The following is a 16064-nucleotide window of genomic DNA, read 5'->3' as shown; positions in this document are numbered from 1 at the left end:
TGGACGGCATGGCTATTCCGGAGCTCGCCCTGCGCCAGATCGAACGCTGGTGCGCGCGGCGCGTCCCCGAGCACCTGCACGACCGGATCCGGGTGGAGTGCCGGACCCGGGGCCGCACGGTCACCATCGTCGAACGCCGCGCGCCGCAGGCCGGGCCGGACTGGACCGAACAGAAGATCGCGCAGCTGCGGCTCGACGAGTTCGGGATCTGGTCGGTGTTCTGGGCCGACCGGAACGGGCGGTGGCTGAGCTACCCGGACGCCCCGGTCGCCAGCACGCCGCCGGCGCTGCTCGCCGAGATCGACCGCAACCCGGACGGCGTGTTCTGGGGCTAGGCAGGCGGCGGGAAGCGGACCTCGTTGCGGTCGATCTTCGCGTGCGCCGCGGCCGCCAGGTCGACGCCGAGGCGGTCGGCCAGCTGCAGGAGGTACAGCGTGACGTCCGCGATCTCGTCGAGCACCTTCCCCTCCAGCGACGGGTCCTCGCGCCACGCGTCGGATTCCTCCGGCGTGAGCCACTGGAACAGCGAGGTCAGCTCGCCGACCTCGCCGGAAAGGGCCATCACGAGGTTCTTCGGGGTGTGGAACGGCTCCCAGGCGCGGGCTGCCGCGAAGCCGCGGAGGCGCCGGGTCACGTCTTCGAAGGTCACGGGCGCGATTATCCCGGCGCTGACCGGAGCGACGTCCCGGTGGTCACGGTGCGCTAACGGCCGTATGGCGGATTGGCGTTGACCGGTGAATCTCTCACTCAATAGGTTGCCCTTTGTCGGGATGCTTGCGGGGCCCAAGGCTGGGAAAGGAACGTCTTGAAGTACCTGCGATCCGTCCGCGGCCGCATGCTGGGCATCGCCTTCATCCCCGGCGGCGCGCTCGTCGTGGTGGCCGCGGTGATCGCGGTTTTGCTGGTCCACCAAGCGGTTCGGACCCGCGACCTGGCGATGGAGACGGCGGCCGTCGCGGACCGGACCGCCCGCGCGGTGGTCACCCTGGAGGCGGAGCGGAGTGCGGCGATGGCCGCGCCCGACCAGCGGAGCGCCGTGTACGCGAGTTACACCCAGCGGATCGAAGCCGTCATCGCCGGCCTGCGCGACTACGCGCGCCACGCCCCGGATGCGGAGTCCGCCTACCAGCAGACGACCGCCGTCGAACTGCTTTCCGTCGCCGAAGGCATGGACCGCTCCGATTCCCTCGCTCTGGCCGGGCTCGACAACGTGACGCGGGGGTCGTTCACCTCCGCCGTCGCCTCCTACCGGGCCGATCTGGCCCGGGTCGTCCCGCAGCTCACCGAGAGTGGCCGGATGGCGTACGAGTCGCTCACCCGCAGCGCCGAATGGAGCAGGCTGGCCGCCGCGGAGAATGCGTTCACCGCCGCTGAACCGCTGCCCGTGCCCGAGTCCGCGTGGCGCAGCGCCGCCTACGCCGTCTCCGCGCAGCTCGGCCTGCTGTACACGCAGCAGAGCCAGTACGCCGTGCAGCTGACCCTCGACGACGGCCGCCGCACGCTCGCCGGCGCCCTCGCGGCGGGGACGGCGCTCCTGCTGTTCGCCGGGCTCCTGATGGTGGTGGTGCGTCGGCTGGTGGCGCGGGTGCCGGTTCCGGTCGTCCCGATCATGGTGCCGACCGTCCGCGCGGCCATCCCGCGTCCCCGCCACGCACGGTCACGACGGCCGGGGCTCCCGGAACCGTGGCCGCTGAAAGCCGTGCTCGACGACTTGCGGTCTCCATGAGCCGCTCACTCAACGTCATGGATTACTCCGAAAAGAGCACGCGGTTGGCCCACACGCGTGGCCGCGGCTGTCAGGCAGACTGGTGCGCGTGAGTCCCCACTCGGATCTTCGCCCCTACCTGCGCACTTTGGACGCGGAGACGCTGGCGGACCTGCTGCACGCCCAGGCCGAGCGCGACCCCGAGCTGTGGCATTCCCTCGAACTGCGCGCCGCCACCCAATCCGGTGATGTCAGTGAGGCGCACCGGCTGCTGGACACCGCGGTGACCGACGGGAACGCCGAGTACACCGCGAAGGTCGGCGCGGTCCTGGACACGCTGCAGCGGATGCTCGACGCCGGCAGCCGCGCCGACCTGGCCCCGCTGGCCCGGCGCACGGTCGACGACATCAGCGAGGTGCTGGAGCAGTGCGGCGACCACGCCGGCGACCTGGCCGACCGGCTGGACCGGGCCGTGGAGCTGTACGCCCGCGCGTGCACCGCCCGGCCGCCGGACCCGGAGAAGCTGGCCGACTGGATCATCGAGGTCGAGTTCGACGGGCCCGGCCGTCCGGTGATCGACCTCGCCGAGTTCGCGACGGCGCTGGGCGAACGCGGTCTGCGCCGGATCAAGTCCACTGTGGACGACGTGCTCGCCGCGAACGGGCCGGGGCACCGCCGCGACGTGGCCGAACGGCTGCGTGAGCAGCTGGCCGAGGTGCTCGGCGACGTCGACGAGCTGGTGGCGATCCTGTCGGCCAAACCGCCGCGCGTGGACGTCAGCCTCAAGATCGTCCGCGTGCTGCGGGCCGCGGGGCGGCACAGCGAGGCCATCGCGCACGCCGCCCGCGCGCTGACCCACGACAAGCAGCCGCCGCCTGAGCCCGAGGACGAGACGTCGCGCCGTCGCAAGGAGTTCGACGCCCGGCCGGACCGCGAGACGTACGCCGCGCTGCGTGAAGCCGCGCAGGCCGCCGGGAAGTGGACGGCGCAGCGCCGGGACGCTCTCGCCTGCCTGCGCGAACGCGCCGCCGAGAGCGTCGAGCAGGCCGGCGAACTCGTCCGCGTGCTGCTCGACGACGGCCGCCCGGACGAGGCGTGGCGCGCCTGCGTGCGGTTCGGCGCGTCCGGAGAGCTCAAGCTCGAGCTGGCGGAGCAACGGGCGGCCGAGCACCCGGCCGAGACGATCCCGGTCTTCCGCGAACACGTCGACGAGCTCATCGAGCGCAAGGACCCGCAGGCCTACCAGGAAGCCGCTCGCCGGCTGAAGCTGTTGCGCACCTTGCACAAGCGCGCGGAAACGGCCGAAGAGTTCACCGCCTACCTGGCCGCGTTGGTGGAAACCCACCGGCGGAAAACCCGGCTGATCACGGAAATCCGGACCGCTCGGATCGCCTTGCCGAAAGCCGTAACCTCCTCGCGCACCCCTCGTTGACCCAGGTGAACCGGTGTTACACGTGCACCGGGACACCGTGAGCGCGCCCAGTGTCGCGGTGGCCCGGTTCCGTCGCTCCGCTCGGCGCCTCCCCGCCGGCACGCGACGGGACCCGCGCCAGGGCCACCGCGACCGGCTCGCGGTGACAACCGGGGCTGTGCCACCCGGACCCCCGGGAGCAACCGGCGAGGTGAAAGCATGAAGGCATGAGCCCGGTCAGTCGCGCCCGCAAGAAGCCGCCGCAGCCCGTCACCCACAGCGTGACCGGACTGTTCAAGGACGTCCTGAACGACTTCTCGGCGTTGGGCGCCGACCCCACGCCGGTCGATGTCGAACTGCTCGCCTCCGAGGTGCTCGGCCAGTTCCACGACCTGCCCGTCGAGGAGGGCGAAGAGCCACTCGGCCTGGAGCTCATCGCCTTCGCGCAGCGCAAGATCACGCCGGGGGCCGCCGCGCTGCTGGCCGCGCTGAAGGTCGTCGCCGAGACCGACGTCGAGCGCAAGGCCGCCGACGCCGGGCTGCAGGTCGTCCTCGGCCGCGGCATCCCCGAGCCCGCCTGGGCCGGCGGGCTGGGCCGGATCACCGCCGGCGAGTGCTGGCGGACCGGTGACGTCTACGGCGACGAGTCGTCCCTGCTCTGCGTCTTCTCCCACGGCGACCAGGCGTACGGCCTGCTCGCGCTGCTCGACTTCACCGAGGGCGGCCGGGTGCGCGACCTCGTCGTGATCGATGGGCCGGCCGATGTCATAGCCGAAATGCGGCAGCAGTCCGACGCCGACCCGGAGCTGGTCGTCTTCGAGGCGGTCGACCCCGCCGAGGCGCACCGCCTGATCGCGGACGGCCTCGCCGCGACCGACCACCTCGACGAAGCCGACGTCAGCGAGGACTACGCGCGCTTCCACGCGGTCGCGCTCCTCTGGTGCCGCGCGCTGCCGGAGCCCGCGCTCGTGCCCGAGATCGCCGAGTGGTCCGACGCCGAACGCGCCGCTGTCGTCGAGCAGTTCGTCGCGGCCAGCGGTGAGGACGCCGGCGCCGCCCGCGCGCTCGGTGCCCTGCTGCTCGAGCACGGCCTGCGCACCGACCCCGGCAACCCGCTGCGCGTCGGGCCGGAGAAGATCGCGCGCTTCCTCGAGGGCCTGCTGGGCGAGGAGTACGCCCTCGACGCCGACCACGAGGACGCCGTGGAACCGGTCGTGCTGGCCTGGGTGCAGTGGACGGGCGAGCGGGCGGGGCTCACCGAGACCGCGATCGCCGGGCTCGACGAGGCCGTCGCCGACTACCTGAGCGAGTACGCCGACGAAGACGACTCCCCGCTGGAGCGCTACTTCGCCGACACCGGCGACCTGTCGCCGGCCGAACTGGCCGACGCGCTCGAGCGCCGGATGTTCGCCGTGCCGTCGCTGACGACGGAAATCGACGAGGAAGAGGTCGACCTCGACCCGGGCGACCCCGACCAGCGCCGCGCGCTCGTCATCGCCGAGGCCGACGAGGACGAGGAAGAGCAGCGGCTGATCCTGCGCGCGACGATCGTCGACCAGCTGTGGGACAACGAACCCGCCGAGGTCTGGCCGGCCGTCGAGCGCCTGCAGGAAGGCGAGCTGGACCGCGGCGAAATCTTCGAGCAGCTGATCGACGCGCTGGAAAACAGCCTGCTGGACGGGGACGACCTGGAATACGACGCCGACGCCTACGTCGAGGCGCTGGCCGAGCTCTGACGGCTAGGGGAGCGGGCCCGCCTGTTCGGCGGGCTTCGCCTTGCGCCGGCGCTCCTGCAGCCGGTCGTCGAAGTCGACGACGAACGTTCCGGCGGCCATCGCGAGCAGCAAGGCCAAACCGAGCACCGCACCGACCCACGTGAGGATCATCGTGAACATCGTGGGCCTCCTCCCCAGCTCAGAGCCGTTTTCCTGGCTTCTTCAGGGTCGCTTTCCCAAGCGTCCGGGGATATCGGCCAACCGGTTACGGCTGAACACCGCACCTCGGCCGATCGGCCGGAATCCGGAGCGGAGAGTCGCCGGGTCGCGACGAATCGTGGCCGCGCACTCGCTCAGCGTGCGAATGCGTGGCATGTGGGTGACGGGCCGTGTGACGGGTCCGACGAATCAGAGCTTGCGCAGGCGGACCCGGTTGATGGCGTGGTCGCAGTCCTTGCGCAGCACCAGCGTCGCCCGCGGCCGCGTCGGCTTGATGTTCTCCATCAGGTTCGGCTCGTTGATCGAGTGCCACAGGTGCCGGGCCTCGGCGCGGGCCTCGTCGTCGGGCAGGCCGGCGAAGTGGTGGAAGTGGGACGCCGGGTCCGCGAACGCCGTGTGCCGCAGCTCGAGGAACCGCTCGATGTACCAGCGCTGGATGTCGTCGGTGTGCGCGTCGACGTAGATGGAGAAGTCGAAGAGGTCGGACACCATCAGCCGCGGCCCGGGCTGCAGCACGTTCAGGCCTTCGACGATGAGGATGTCCGGCTGCTGCACCACCTGCTCCTGGCCGGGCAGGATGTCGTAGGCCAGGTGCGAGTACACCGGCGCGGCGACGCGCTCGGCGCCCGACTTGACCTCCGTGACGAACCGCAGCAGGGCCCGGCGGTCGTAGCTCTCCGGGAAGCCCTTGCGGTGCATGATCCCGCGTCGCATCAGCTCGGCGCGCGGGTACAGGAAGCCGTCGGTGGTGACCAGGTCGACGCGGGGGTGGTCCGGCCAGCGGGCGAGCAGCGTGCGCAGGAGGCGGGCGGTGGTCGACTTGCCGACCGCCACACTCCCGGCGATGCCGATCACGAACGGGACCTTCGTGCCGCGGGAGTCGTCACCGAGGAACGTCGTCGTCGCTTCGTAGAGCCGCTGGCGCGCGGCGACCTGCAGGTTGATCAGGCGGGACAGCGGCAGGTAGACGTCGGCCACCTCGGCCAGGTCGACCTGCTCACCGAGGCCGCGCAGCCGCAGCAGTTCGGCCGCGGTCAGCGGCAGCGGCGTCGAACTGCGTAGTTCTTTCCATTGTTCCCGGTGCAGCTCGACATACGGGCTGAGTTCGCGGACCCGGGTCATCGCATACTCCTCCGGCCGTCGCCTGCACTGGCGTACGTTCTCCTGCCCGGTCAACGGTAGGGCTTACGGCTCGTGAACGCGCTGTGATGTAGTCCACCCCCTATCCAGGGTGGATCACCGAGCGTCACGATTCCCGGAAGACTTCTTCCCACGCCGCCGCGACCTGCCGGGCACAGGTCGCGGGGTCGACGCCGCCGACGCCGGTGCCCAGCCCCGGCATCGCGATCGTGGCGACGGACTCCCGCACCGGGCCGTGGTCGAGCCGGCCGTCGCGCCACGTCAGGAACACCGCGCGGGCGGCGAGGTAGGGGTGGACGGTGTCGGCGGGCAGCCGTTCGCCGGGTTCGCGCATGGTCGGCGCGCTGATCAGCCAGGCCGGCTGAACTTCGCCGGTCGGCACCACCACGGCGTCGCCGATCGGCAGTTCCCCGCCGTGGAAGGCCAGGACGGCGCTGCGGACGCTCTGCTCCACGCCCGGGAACGCCCGCGCGTAGACGGCGTCGATGCCGCCGCGCATCCAGCCGTAGGAGTTGGCCGGGCTGACCACGGCCTGGGCGGCGACGTCGAGCACCGACCCGCGGTGCACGCGGACCCGGCCGGCCACCGACTGCGTGGCCGTCGTCCACGCGGCGGCGAGGGGTTCATCGACGGCGCACAGCACCAGCTCCGGTGCGCGAGGGGAGAGACCGGCTGACCCGGTGCCCTCACGGCCGGCGTGCGTGCCCGATTCGGCGGTCACGCCCTCAGCATCGCAAAAAATGCCACCCGGCGTAACCGGTTCCCGTACCGGCTGTCCGAGTGAATGTCGCCACGGTGCGGCCCCGTAACCTGGGAGCTGTGTCACGGATCGCATACTTCGGCCCCCGCGGAACCTTCACCGAACAGGCCGCGCGGGTGCTCGCCCCCGGCGATGAGCTGCTCCCGGTCGAGACCGTCCGGCTGGCGATGACGGCCGTCCGCACGGGCGAGGTGGACGCGGCGTGCGTCCCCATCGAGAACTCGGTCGAAGGCGTGGTGCCCGCCACGCTGGACGCGCTCAGCGAGTCGACCCCGCTGGTCGCGGTCGCCGAGGCCATCCTGCCGGTCCACTTCAGCGTGCTGGCCCGGCCGGGAGGTGGGGCGATCCGGACCGTCGCCAGCCACCCGCACGCGCTGGCCCAGGTCCGCGAGTGGCTCGAGGCGAACCTGCCGGACGCGCACCCGGTGGCGTCGTCGTCGACGTCGGCCGCCGCGGTCGGCGTGCTGGAGGGCGACTTCGACGCGGCGGTCTGCGCGCCGGTCGCGGTCGAGCACTACCCCCTCGAGGTGCTGGCCACCGAAGTCGCCGACGTCACCGACGCGGCGACGCGGTTCCTGCTGGTCCGCCCGCCGGGCGAGCTGCCGGAGCCGACCGGCGCCGACCGGACGTCCGTGGTCGCGGCGGCCGCGAACCGCACCGGCACGCTCGCCGAGCTGCTCACCGAGCTGGCCACCCGCGGCATCAACCTGACCCGGCTCGACGCCCGGCCGACGCGCAGCAACTTCGGCGAGTACCGCTTCTTCATCGACTTCGAGGGCCACGTGGCCGAGCCGCGGATCCTGGACGCACTGACGGCGTTGCGCCGGCACTGCCGCCAGCTGCGGTTCCTCGGCTCACACCCGCGCGCCGACGGAGCGCGCACCACGATCGAGCCCAGCTTCGGCAACGACGACTTCATCGAAGCGGCCGTGTGGGCCGACGCGGTCCGCAAGGGGGACCTGGCGTGAGGCTGCTGCTCATCCGCCACGGTCAGACCGAAGGGAACGTCCGCGGCGCGCTGGACACCGCCCTGCCCGGGCCGCCGTTGACCGAGCTCGGCCGCACGCAGGCCGGCCACCTCGCGGCGCGGCTGGCGGGGGAGCCGATCGTCGCGGTCTACGCGTCGCAGGCGACGCGCGCCCAGCAGACGGCGGCCCCGCTGGCCGCGCGGTTCGCGCTCGACGTGCAGGTCGTCGACGGCGTGCACGAGGTCGTCGCGGGTGACCTGGAGGGCGCGACCGACCACGCGTCGATCCGGACCTACATGGGCACGGTCCGGCGCTGGACGCTCGGCGAGCTGCCCCCGGCGCTGCCCGGCGGCGAGAGCGGCACGAGCGTGCGCACCCGGATGCTGGACGCGGTCGGCCGGCTGCGCGCCAAGCACGAGCAGGCCGACCCGGACGGCGTGATCGCGCTGGTCAGCCACGGCGGGGCGATCCGGCTGGCCGCGGAGTGGCTGGCTCCGAACGTCCACGCGGACGTCGCCAACGCGGCCCTGATCCCGAACACGGGTCTCGTGGAGCTGGTGGCGCGGCCGGAGGGCCAGTGGCGGTGTCTGACCTGGGTCGACACCCCGCTCTGAAGATCACCGAAGTGTGATTCCGTCACGTTTAGAACACGTCTGGTGGGGAATTTTCGGAACCGGCCAACCTGCCCGCGATCCGGTACGTCTACCCAGTAGCACCACACCAGGGAGGCGATAGACATGGTTCGGACGAAGCTCTCACGGTTGTTCCCGGTCGTCGCGGCTTCGGCGGGCGTTCTCGCGCTGGCCGCCTGCGGCAGTGGCGGCACGACGCCCGCGGCGAGCAGCTCGACGCCGTCGACCTCGGCGTCGCCGACCTCCACCACGGTCACCACCACCGCATCGACCCCGGGCAGCACGCCGGCCGCCGCGCCGCCGGTCGCCCAGCCCGCCGACAACGGGCTCTGCAGGTCCGGGGACGTCAAGCTCGCGCTCGGCCAGGGCGATGCGGGTGCCGGCTCGGTCTACCGGCCGCTGCTCATCACGAACTCCAGCTCGAAGCCCTGCACGATCCAGGGGTTCCCCGGCGTGTCCTACGTGGCCGGTGCGGACGGGCACCAGGTCGGCAAGGACGCCTTCCGCGAAGGCACCAAGGGCAACGCCGTCAAGCTGAACCCGGGCCAGACCGCGGCCGCTGACCTGCGGCTCGTCAACGTCCAGAACTTCGACCCCGGCACCTGCCAGCCGACGCCGGTGAAGGGCCTGCGGATCTACCTGCCGCAGGAAACCGCGTCGAACTTCCTGCCCACCGAAGGCACCGGCTGTGCGGGCACGAACATCCCGGGCAACCAGCTCTCGGTGAAGACGGTCCACCCCGCCTGACCCGGCCTGGTCAGACCCGGGCGCAGATCTCCTTCGCCTCGGTCAGGTGCCGCTGGCCGGAGATGTCGTTGAAGTGCAGGCTGAGCACCATCCGGCTGACCCCGTCGATGTGGTCGGCCAGCGGCTGGTAGTTCGCGTTCACCTGGGCGGCGGCCGCGGACAGCTCGCGCGCCGCCACCATCCGGTGCAGCCGCTCGGAGGAGAGTCCTGGCGTCAGCGCCGGCTGCGTGTCCCGGCTCGTGTCGGGCAGCTCGCCCACGCGGTCGAGCGCCTGGCACGCCGCGACGGCGTCTTCGAGTGCGCCGGCGTGCACCCCGGACAGCCCCCACAGGAGGCCGAGCACGCTGCCGCCCAGCACGAACCCGGCCACCGCGCACAGCACCGGCAACCGGCGTGACGGCGCGGGCTGCGAGGACCCGGCGGAAGACTCGTCGAAGTCGGGATCGGCCTCGGTGCCGGTCCCCTGGTCCACAGTGCGCATGGCTGCCTCCTCCCCACGGGGGTGAGCAGATATTTCAGCTCACAATCACCGGTCGTGGTGCGTCAGCGCCGCGGCTGAGTCCGATTTGTCACCGAGGGAGAAGCGCCGCAGCGCGCCGAACGCGAAGGCGGCGATCGCCAGCATCGCCACGCCGGACACGGCGAACGTCCCCGCGGCCGCGCCGAGCCGCTCGGTCAGCACGCCACCGAGCAGCGCGCCCAGCGGGATCGCGCCCCAGACGACCGTGCGCCACACCCCGAGCACCCGGCCGAGCAGCTCGCCGGGCACGAGCGTGTGCCGGGCCGTCGCGAGCACGACGTTCACCGCCACCACCGCCGCCGCGAACAGGCCGAACAGCGCCGCGCCGGCGACCGGCGAGCGCACCAGGCCCATCCCGCCGAACCCGAGGCCGCAGCAGACGATCCCGCCGACGACGACCGGGAGCCGGCCGGTCGCGCGCACCAGCCGTGGGGCGACGCCCGCGCCGAGCAGCCCGCCGATCCCGCCGACGAACGCGAAGAACCCGAACGTGGCGTCGGACAGGTGGAGGTCCTCGAGCGCGTACAGCACCAGCTGCGCCTGCGCGAGCTCGCTGACCAGGCTGAGCAGCCCGGCCACGGCGACCAGCCGCAGCAGCAGGGGGTGCCCGCGCAGCCAGCGCAGGCCCTCGGCGAGCTCGGTACGCAGTTTCGCCGGCCGGACCGGCGTCTCCGCCTTCCCGCGGTAGGTGCCCGCCAGGCCGAGCAGCACCGCGGCCGCGATCGCGAAGCCCGCGGAGTTGAGGATGAACGGGAAGGAGGCGAAGAGCGCGAACGTCAAGCTGCCGACCGGGCCGCCGAGGAACGTCTGGCCGACGATCTCGCAGGCCTGCAGCTTGCTGTTGGCCGCGTCGAGCGAACCGTCGCCGACGACCGCCGGGATCAGCGCGTTCGCCGCGCTGTCCGCGATCGTCTCGGCCGTTCCGATGACCAGGGCGGTCAGGTAGACCAGCCAGATCGTCATGGCGCCCGCGGCGACGAGCACGGCCAGCCCGCCGACCGCGACGGCGCGGGCGGTGTTCGCGACGATCATCGCGCGCCGCCGGTCGATCCGGTCGACCAGCGCGCCGGCCACCGCGGCGAACAGCAGCCAGGGCAGGAACTGGGTGGCGGACAGCCCGGCGATGAGCACCGGATCGCGGGTCAGGGTCGTGGCCAGCAGGGGCAGGGCCACCTTGCCGATGCCGTCCCCCAGGTGCGACGCCGCGCTCGAGGTCAGCAGCCACGTGAGTCTTCGCGCGTTGTGCATCGGGGCCCCCGGCACTTGTCCCAGTCACCCAATGACTTCGGGTACAGGATAAAGGCGTCGTCACCCGATTGTGGTCACGGTGTCACTACTGGTGCGCGCTCAGCCCCAGCCGAGTTCGTGCAACCGGGCGTCGTCGATGCCGAAGTGGTGGCCCAGCTCGTGCACGACGGTGATGAGGACCTCCTCGACGACCTCGTCCTCGTCCTCGCACATGGCCAGGATCGGCTGCCGGTAGATGGAGATCCGATCGGGCAGCACCCCGCCGTAGGACGACGTCCGCTCGGTCAGCGCGATCCCGTGGTAGAGCCCGAGGATGTCCGGCGCCTCGTCGTTGAACTCCTCGACCAGCACGACGACGTTGTCCATCGCGCGGGCGAACTCGGGCGGCACCTCGTCCAGGGCTTCCGAGACCAGTTCTTCGAACCGCGTCCGGCTCATTTCGACGGGCATCAGCCGTTCTGCTTCGTCGACGGAGGGGCGGAGTTCGCCGTGGTGGGGCCACCGCCGCCGTCCGACGGCGGGCCACCGTCCTGCGGCTGGCCGCCGTCGGGACCCGCCGGGGCAGCCTTGAGGCTGCCGGTCACCGCCTGCAGGCCGCTCTTGTCGGGCAGGGCCGCCGCGACCTTGCAGTTGACCTTGCTCGAGCCGGCGTCCCAGCTCTCCTGCTCCCGCAGGTCCCAGGTCAGGATCAGTTTCTTCGCGTCGAGGTCGGCGCCGCCGGTGTAGTCGGCGGCGGCCTTGGTGCACTCGGTGTCGAGCCAGGCCTTCTGGTCGTCCTGGGAGGGGTAGGCGTCCTTGAACTTCGACTTGAGGTCGAGGGTCGCGACGATCTCGTACGAGTGCGGTTTCGTGCAGTCGATCGGATCGCCGACGCCCTTGCCGAGCAGCGCGAGGCAGGTGCCCGGCTCGAAGACCAGCGACTGGTCCTGGTCCTTCGCCGGCCCGGTCGTCGGCAGCAGCTTGCCGCCGGGGCCCGCCCACTGCAGGCCGCACCGCAGCTGGCGGTCGCCGTCCTCCCACTGCGACGGCGTCGGGCGGAGCAGGTTCGTCGTGAGCTTGCCGTAGGGGTCGAGCTTGTGCCCGAGGTACGGCTTCACGTCCGCGGTGCACTTCTGCTGCGCGATCTGCTGCCAGTGGTCCAGCCCCGGGACCGGCGCGCCCGCCGGGTACTGGGCGCCGATGTCCACGAGCGTGGTCACCTCGAACAGGTGTGGCTGGGTGCAGGCCACCTTCCGCGCGTCGCTCGCGTCCGGGTTGTCCCAGGTCAAGCAGCTGCCGGGCGGGGAGTGGAACGCCTCCTGGGCCGCCGCGGAGAGCCTGCCGGCGCCGCCGCCCGCCCCGCCGGTGATGCCGCCGCTCCAGGAGAACACGGCGCTGAGCGCGAGCGCGATGAGCGCGCCCGCGAAGATCCCGCCCATCACGACGCGGGTACGCAACGTCTGCGTGGCGGTGGGGAACCGATCGGCGCTGGGAGACATCGCAGTCCATGATGCCCGCGCCGCGCATGACGTGCGCGGTCCGGGGGTTGCTGATGCGGCCGAAAGCAGGCCGGCCCCCTCGGCGGCAAGTAACTTTGGCCGAGAAGCAGTTCGGCCGTGACTGTGGTCGGATCAGCAACAATCGGCACAGTAGGGTGGTCACGGTTTCGCGGTGGCCGGTGATTACGGAGCGCACATGACGCAGGACAACAATACTGGGGACCAGCCGCCCCCCGAGCCGCCGAAGCGCGGCTCGATGAGGTTCCAGGACTCGAACACGCAGCCCCGCGAGCCTTCGCTGGCCGAACAGCGGGCGCGGCGGCAGGCCGTCGTCCAGGAGGAACGCGACGAGGAGCTGGCCCGCCAGGCCGACGCCAAGGCGGCGACGCGGCGCAAGATCCTGATCGGCAGCGGCGTCACGGTCGGGCTCGTCGGCCTGGTCGCGACCTTCTACACGGTCGCGAAGCCGAACGACGTCACGGCCGTCTGCACCGACGCGAGTGGCGTCGTCCAGAACGACGACAACTGCGACGAGAACTACGTGACCAGCCACGGCGGCTACCACAGCGGTGGCTTCCTGTTCCTGCCGATCCCGGGCGGCGGCTACAACAGCTACCGCTACAACTACGGCGGCAGCGGCGTGGTCGGGCAGCGGGTGACCGGTGGCTCCTACGACCCGCCGTCGTCGCGCAGCAACGTCAACACGAAGTCCGGCAAGTCCGTCCAGCGCGGCGGGTTCGGCATCAGCGGCAAGAGCAGCGGCACCGGGGGTACCGGTGGCAGCGGCAAGAGCGGGGGATCGTAGGTGTACCGGGACCGGCGTGAGCCGCGGCGAGACTGGCAGCGGATCGTCGAGGAGCAGGGGCTCGTCTACGGCACGCCGGCCCGCGACAGCAGCGGCCGGGTGCGGCCGTACTGGGACGAGTCGGTGCACTACGTCTTCGACATGGACGAGGTCCTCTCGGTCGAGGCCGACGTCGAGCTGCTGCACTCGATGTGCCTCGAAGCCGTCGACAACGTCGTGACCACCGAGGGCTACCAGCGGTTCGGCATCCCCGAGTGGGTCTGGCCGCACATCGCCGAGTCGTGGAAGCGGCAGGACCCGCACGTCTACGGCCGGTTCGACCTGCGCTACGACGGCAAGTCGCCGGCGAAGCTGCTCGAGTACAACGCGGACACGCCGACCACGCTGCTGGAGGCGTCGCTGCTGCAGTGGCACTGGAAGACCGACGTCTTCCCGGACGACGACCAGTGGAACTCCATCCACGAGAAGCTCGTCGAGCGCTGGGCGCAGCTGCGGGACAAGCTGCCGTCCAACGAGCTGCACTTCACCTGGTCGGCGGCCGACCCCAGCGGCGAGGACAACGTCACCACGGCGTACCTGCAGGAGACCGCGGCCGAAGCCGGCCTGGACACCGTGGGGCTGGCGATCGAGGAGATCGGCTGGGACCCGGTGCTCAAGCGGTTCGTCGACCTCGAAGAGCAGCGGATGGCGACCGTGCTGAAGCTGTACCCGTGGGAGTGGGTGGTCGACGAGGAGTTCGGCCGCCACGCCGTCGAGTCGCTGCCGCGGACGCTGTGGATCGAGCCGCTGTGGAAGATGATCCTCTCCAACAAGACGCTGCTGGCGATCCTGTGGGAGAACTACCCGGGCCACCCGAACCTGCTGCCCGCGTTCGCCGACGACCCCGGCATCCTCACCGAGTACGTCCGCAAGCCGAAGCTGGGCCGCGAGGGCGCGAACGTCCAGATCGTCGCGACCGGCTACGAGACCCAGACCGACGGCGTCTACGGCGCGGAAGGCTTCGTCTACCAGGCGTTCGACCCGCTGCCCGAGTTCGACGGCTACCGGCCGGCGCTCGGTGCGTGGATCGTCGGCGACAGCTCCGCCGGGCTGGGCATCCGCGAAACCGGCGGCCTGGTCACCGACGACGGTGCGGCATTCGTCCCACACCGCATCGTCGAGTCGTGATACAACACCGTCGCTGATCAGCTCTTTTTCCCTGGGAGACAATTCGTGAACACGACCCTTGCGCTGTCCGACACGTTCGGCTCCGACCTCGTGCGGGGGATCGGCGCGATCCTGCTGTACGGCGTCATCGGCCTGCTGCTGATGTTCGCCGGCTTCTGGGCGATCGACTGGACCACGCCCGGCAAGCTGTCGAAGCTGGTGACGCAGGGCCTGCCGAACGCGGTGATCGTGACCGCGTCCGGGCTCCTCGCGATGTCGTTCATCGTCGTCGTGGCGATCTTCAACTCGGCGAGCGACCTGACCGAGGGCCTGATCACGTCGCTGGTCTACGGCCTGCTCGGGATCGTCGTCCAGGTGGTCGGGGTCCGGCTGCTGGAGTGGGCGACCCGCATCGACGTGGCCTCGACCATCGAGAGCGAGAAGTTCGCCCCGGTGAGCATCGTCGTCGCGGCGGCGCACATCGGCCTGGGTCTCGTGGTGGCGGTCGGCATCTCCTGAGCCTGGCTGCGTTCGCCCGTTCGCACTAGCGTGGGGTCCGTGCGCCTGCTGAGGACACCGGACGACCGGTTCACGGACCTGCCCGACTTCCCCTTCGAGCCTCGCTACGCCGAACTCGCCGACCCCCACGGGGGTGTGATCAGAGTCGGCTACGTCGAGGCGGGCCCGGCGGACGGTCCGGTCGTGCTCCTGCTGCACGGCGAACCCAGCTGGTCGTACCTGTACCGCAAGATGCTGCCGGTGCTGGCCGGGGCCGGACTGCGCGCGATCGCACCGGACCTGGTCGGCTTCGGCCGCTCCGACAAGCCGGGCGCACTGGCCGACCACAGCTACGCCCGGCACGTCGAGTGGATGCGCGGGTTCGCGTTCGACGCCCTGGACCTGCGCGACGTGACGCTGATCGGCCAGGACTGGGGCGGTCTGATCGGGCTGCGGATGGTCGCTGCGGAGCCGTCCCGGTTCGCGCGGGTGGTCGCGGCGAACACCGGCCTGCCGACGGGCGACGTCGACATGCCGCCGGTGTGGCACTCGTTCCGCGAGGCCGTGCAGAAGGCGCCGGTGCTGGACGTCGCCCGGTTCGTGCAGTCGGGCTGCCGGTCTTCGCTGTCGGCTGCCGAGCGGGCCGCGTACGACGCCCCGTTCCCGAACGAGATGTACAAGGCCGGCCCGCGGGCCATGCCTTCGCTGGTGCCGTACCGGCCGGACGACCCGGCGTCGGAGGCGAACCGAGCGGCCTGGAAGACGTTGACGGAGCTGGACATCCCGTTCCTGGTGGCGTTCTCCGACGGCGACCCGATCACGGCAGGCATGGCGCCGATCCTGCGGCGCTCGATGCCGGGCGCGCAGGGGCTGGAGCACCCGGTGATCGCCGGCGCCGGGCACTTCCTGCAGGAGGACGCGGGCGAGGAACTGGCCGGGCACGTGGTGCGGTTCGTGCGGGGCTGAGCTGAGCCCGACCGCCCCAATGTGGCCTTGGTTGCGTTCAACGCACCCAATGTGGCCTTCGGTGCGTTCAACGCACCGAAGGCCACAGTGGGGGGCGCCGGTCAGC

At 71.5% G+C, this 16064-nt stretch carries 19 protein-coding genes; 11 read left to right on the top strand and 8 right to left on the bottom strand.

The window, feature by feature from the left end:
- Nucleotides 1-8 precede the first annotated feature (8 nt).
- The gene (locus AB0F15_RS29845; protein WP_360277333.1) at nucleotides 9-335 is read left to right on the top strand and encodes a DUF3024 domain-containing protein; all 327 of its coding nucleotides are present in this window, start codon (nucleotides 9-11) and stop codon (nucleotides 333-335) included.
- On the opposite strand, the gene AB0F15_RS29840 is transcribed toward AB0F15_RS29845, so the two are convergent.
- The gene (locus AB0F15_RS29840) at nucleotides 332-649 is read right to left on the bottom strand and encodes a nucleotide pyrophosphohydrolase (RefSeq protein ID WP_360277331.1); all 318 of its coding nucleotides are present in this window, start codon (nucleotides 647-649) and stop codon (nucleotides 332-334) included. The two genes, AB0F15_RS29845 and AB0F15_RS29840, sit on opposite strands and share 4 nt — an antisense overlap.
- A 156-nt stretch (nucleotides 650-805) precedes the next feature.
- Here AB0F15_RS29840 and AB0F15_RS29835 point away from each other — a divergent pair, with 156 nt between their 5' ends.
- The 3 genes from AB0F15_RS29835 (at nucleotide 806) to AB0F15_RS29825 (ending at nucleotide 4852) form a co-directional block, all read left to right on the top strand.
- A complete protein-coding gene (locus tag AB0F15_RS29835) occupies nucleotides 806-1726 on the top strand; it encodes a nitrate- and nitrite sensing domain-containing protein (protein WP_360277328.1) in 921 nt (306 codons plus the stop codon).
- 88 nt (nucleotides 1727-1814) lie between these two features.
- Nucleotides 1815-3137: a hypothetical protein gene (locus AB0F15_RS29830; protein ID WP_360277326.1), complete on the top strand. Its 1323-nt coding sequence runs from the start codon at nucleotides 1815-1817 to the stop codon at nucleotides 3135-3137.
- Between the two features lie 206 nt (nucleotides 3138-3343).
- Nucleotides 3344-4852 (top strand): hypothetical protein, encoded by a 1509-nt coding sequence (locus AB0F15_RS29825; protein ID WP_360277323.1) that lies wholly within the window; start codon nucleotides 3344-3346, stop codon nucleotides 4850-4852.
- Between the two features lie 3 nt (nucleotides 4853-4855).
- Here the strand turns inward: AB0F15_RS29825 and AB0F15_RS29820 are convergent, their stop codons facing one another.
- From AB0F15_RS29820 to AB0F15_RS29810, 3 genes are all read right to left on the bottom strand, one after another.
- Nucleotides 4856-5011 (bottom strand): hypothetical protein, encoded by a 156-nt coding sequence (locus AB0F15_RS29820; protein ID WP_360277321.1) that lies wholly within the window; start codon nucleotides 5009-5011, stop codon nucleotides 4856-4858.
- Between the two features lie 228 nt (nucleotides 5012-5239).
- On the bottom strand, nucleotides 5240-6172 hold the full coding sequence (gene coaA, locus AB0F15_RS29815) for a type I pantothenate kinase (protein ID WP_360277318.1): 933 nt from the start codon (nucleotides 6170-6172) through the stop codon (nucleotides 5240-5242).
- A 124-nt stretch (nucleotides 6173-6296) separates the two neighbouring features.
- Complete coding sequence (locus AB0F15_RS29810) at nucleotides 6297-6911, bottom strand: macro domain-containing protein (RefSeq protein ID WP_360277315.1); 615 nt, start codon at nucleotides 6909-6911, stop codon at nucleotides 6297-6299.
- 98 nt (nucleotides 6912-7009) lie between these two features.
- On the opposite strand from AB0F15_RS29810, the gene pheA reads away from it, so the two are divergent.
- From pheA to AB0F15_RS29795, 3 genes are all read left to right on the top strand, one after another.
- Nucleotides 7010-7918, top strand: a complete 909-nt coding sequence (gene pheA, locus AB0F15_RS29805) for a prephenate dehydratase (RefSeq protein WP_360277312.1) — start codon at nucleotides 7010-7012, stop codon at nucleotides 7916-7918.
- Nucleotides 7915-8532: a histidine phosphatase family protein gene (locus tag AB0F15_RS29800; protein WP_360277309.1), complete on the top strand. Its 618-nt coding sequence runs from the start codon at nucleotides 7915-7917 to the stop codon at nucleotides 8530-8532. Before pheA ends, AB0F15_RS29800 begins: the two co-directional genes overlap by 4 nt.
- A 117-nt stretch (nucleotides 8533-8649) precedes the next feature.
- On the top strand, nucleotides 8650-9297 hold the full coding sequence (locus AB0F15_RS29795; protein WP_360277445.1) for a DUF4232 domain-containing protein: 648 nt from the start codon (nucleotides 8650-8652) through the stop codon (nucleotides 9295-9297).
- Nucleotides 9298-9307: 10 nt separating this feature from the next.
- On the opposite strand, the gene AB0F15_RS29790 is transcribed toward AB0F15_RS29795, so the two are convergent.
- From AB0F15_RS29790 to AB0F15_RS29775, 4 genes are all read right to left on the bottom strand, one after another.
- Complete coding sequence (locus tag AB0F15_RS29790) at nucleotides 9308-9778, bottom strand: hypothetical protein (RefSeq protein ID WP_360277306.1); 471 nt, start codon at nucleotides 9776-9778, stop codon at nucleotides 9308-9310.
- A gap of 45 nt (nucleotides 9779-9823) precedes the next feature.
- Nucleotides 9824-11065, bottom strand: coding sequence for an MFS transporter (locus AB0F15_RS29785; RefSeq protein ID WP_360277303.1), 1242 nt, complete (start codon nucleotides 11063-11065; stop codon nucleotides 9824-9826).
- A gap of 99 nt (nucleotides 11066-11164) precedes the next feature.
- A complete protein-coding gene (locus AB0F15_RS29780) occupies nucleotides 11165-11515 on the bottom strand; it encodes a metallopeptidase family protein (RefSeq protein ID WP_360277300.1) in 351 nt (116 codons plus the stop codon).
- A complete protein-coding gene (locus tag AB0F15_RS29775) occupies nucleotides 11515-12543 on the bottom strand; it encodes a septum formation family protein (RefSeq protein ID WP_360277297.1) in 1029 nt (342 codons plus the stop codon). Before AB0F15_RS29775 ends, AB0F15_RS29780 begins: the two co-directional genes overlap by 1 nt.
- Before the next feature lie 196 nt (nucleotides 12544-12739).
- Between AB0F15_RS29775 and AB0F15_RS29770 the strand changes: the two genes are divergently transcribed.
- Genes AB0F15_RS29770 through AB0F15_RS29755 form a run of 4 tightly spaced genes read left to right on the top strand, consistent with a single transcriptional unit; the run spans nucleotide 12740 to nucleotide 15958 of the window.
- Entirely contained in the window at nucleotides 12740-13348 is a 609-nt protein-coding gene (locus AB0F15_RS29770) for a hypothetical protein (RefSeq protein WP_360277295.1), read from the top strand.
- Entirely contained in the window at nucleotides 13349-14515 is a 1167-nt protein-coding gene (locus AB0F15_RS29765; protein WP_360277293.1) for a glutathionylspermidine synthase family protein, read from the top strand.
- Between the two features lie 45 nt (nucleotides 14516-14560).
- Nucleotides 14561-15013, top strand: a complete 453-nt coding sequence (locus AB0F15_RS29760) for a DUF350 domain-containing protein (protein WP_360277291.1) — start codon at nucleotides 14561-14563, stop codon at nucleotides 15011-15013.
- Between the two features lie 30 nt (nucleotides 15014-15043).
- A complete protein-coding gene (locus AB0F15_RS29755) occupies nucleotides 15044-15958 on the top strand; it encodes a haloalkane dehalogenase (RefSeq protein ID WP_360277289.1) in 915 nt (304 codons plus the stop codon).
- The last annotated feature ends 106 nt before the right edge of the window (nucleotides 15959-16064 follow it).

Source organism: Amycolatopsis sp. NPDC026612, from assembly GCF_040638285.1.
GTDB lineage: Bacteria > Actinomycetota > Actinomycetes > Mycobacteriales > Pseudonocardiaceae > Amycolatopsis.
Note: the sequence above shows the minus strand (reverse complement) of the source record. Positions and strands in the feature narration are given on the sequence as shown.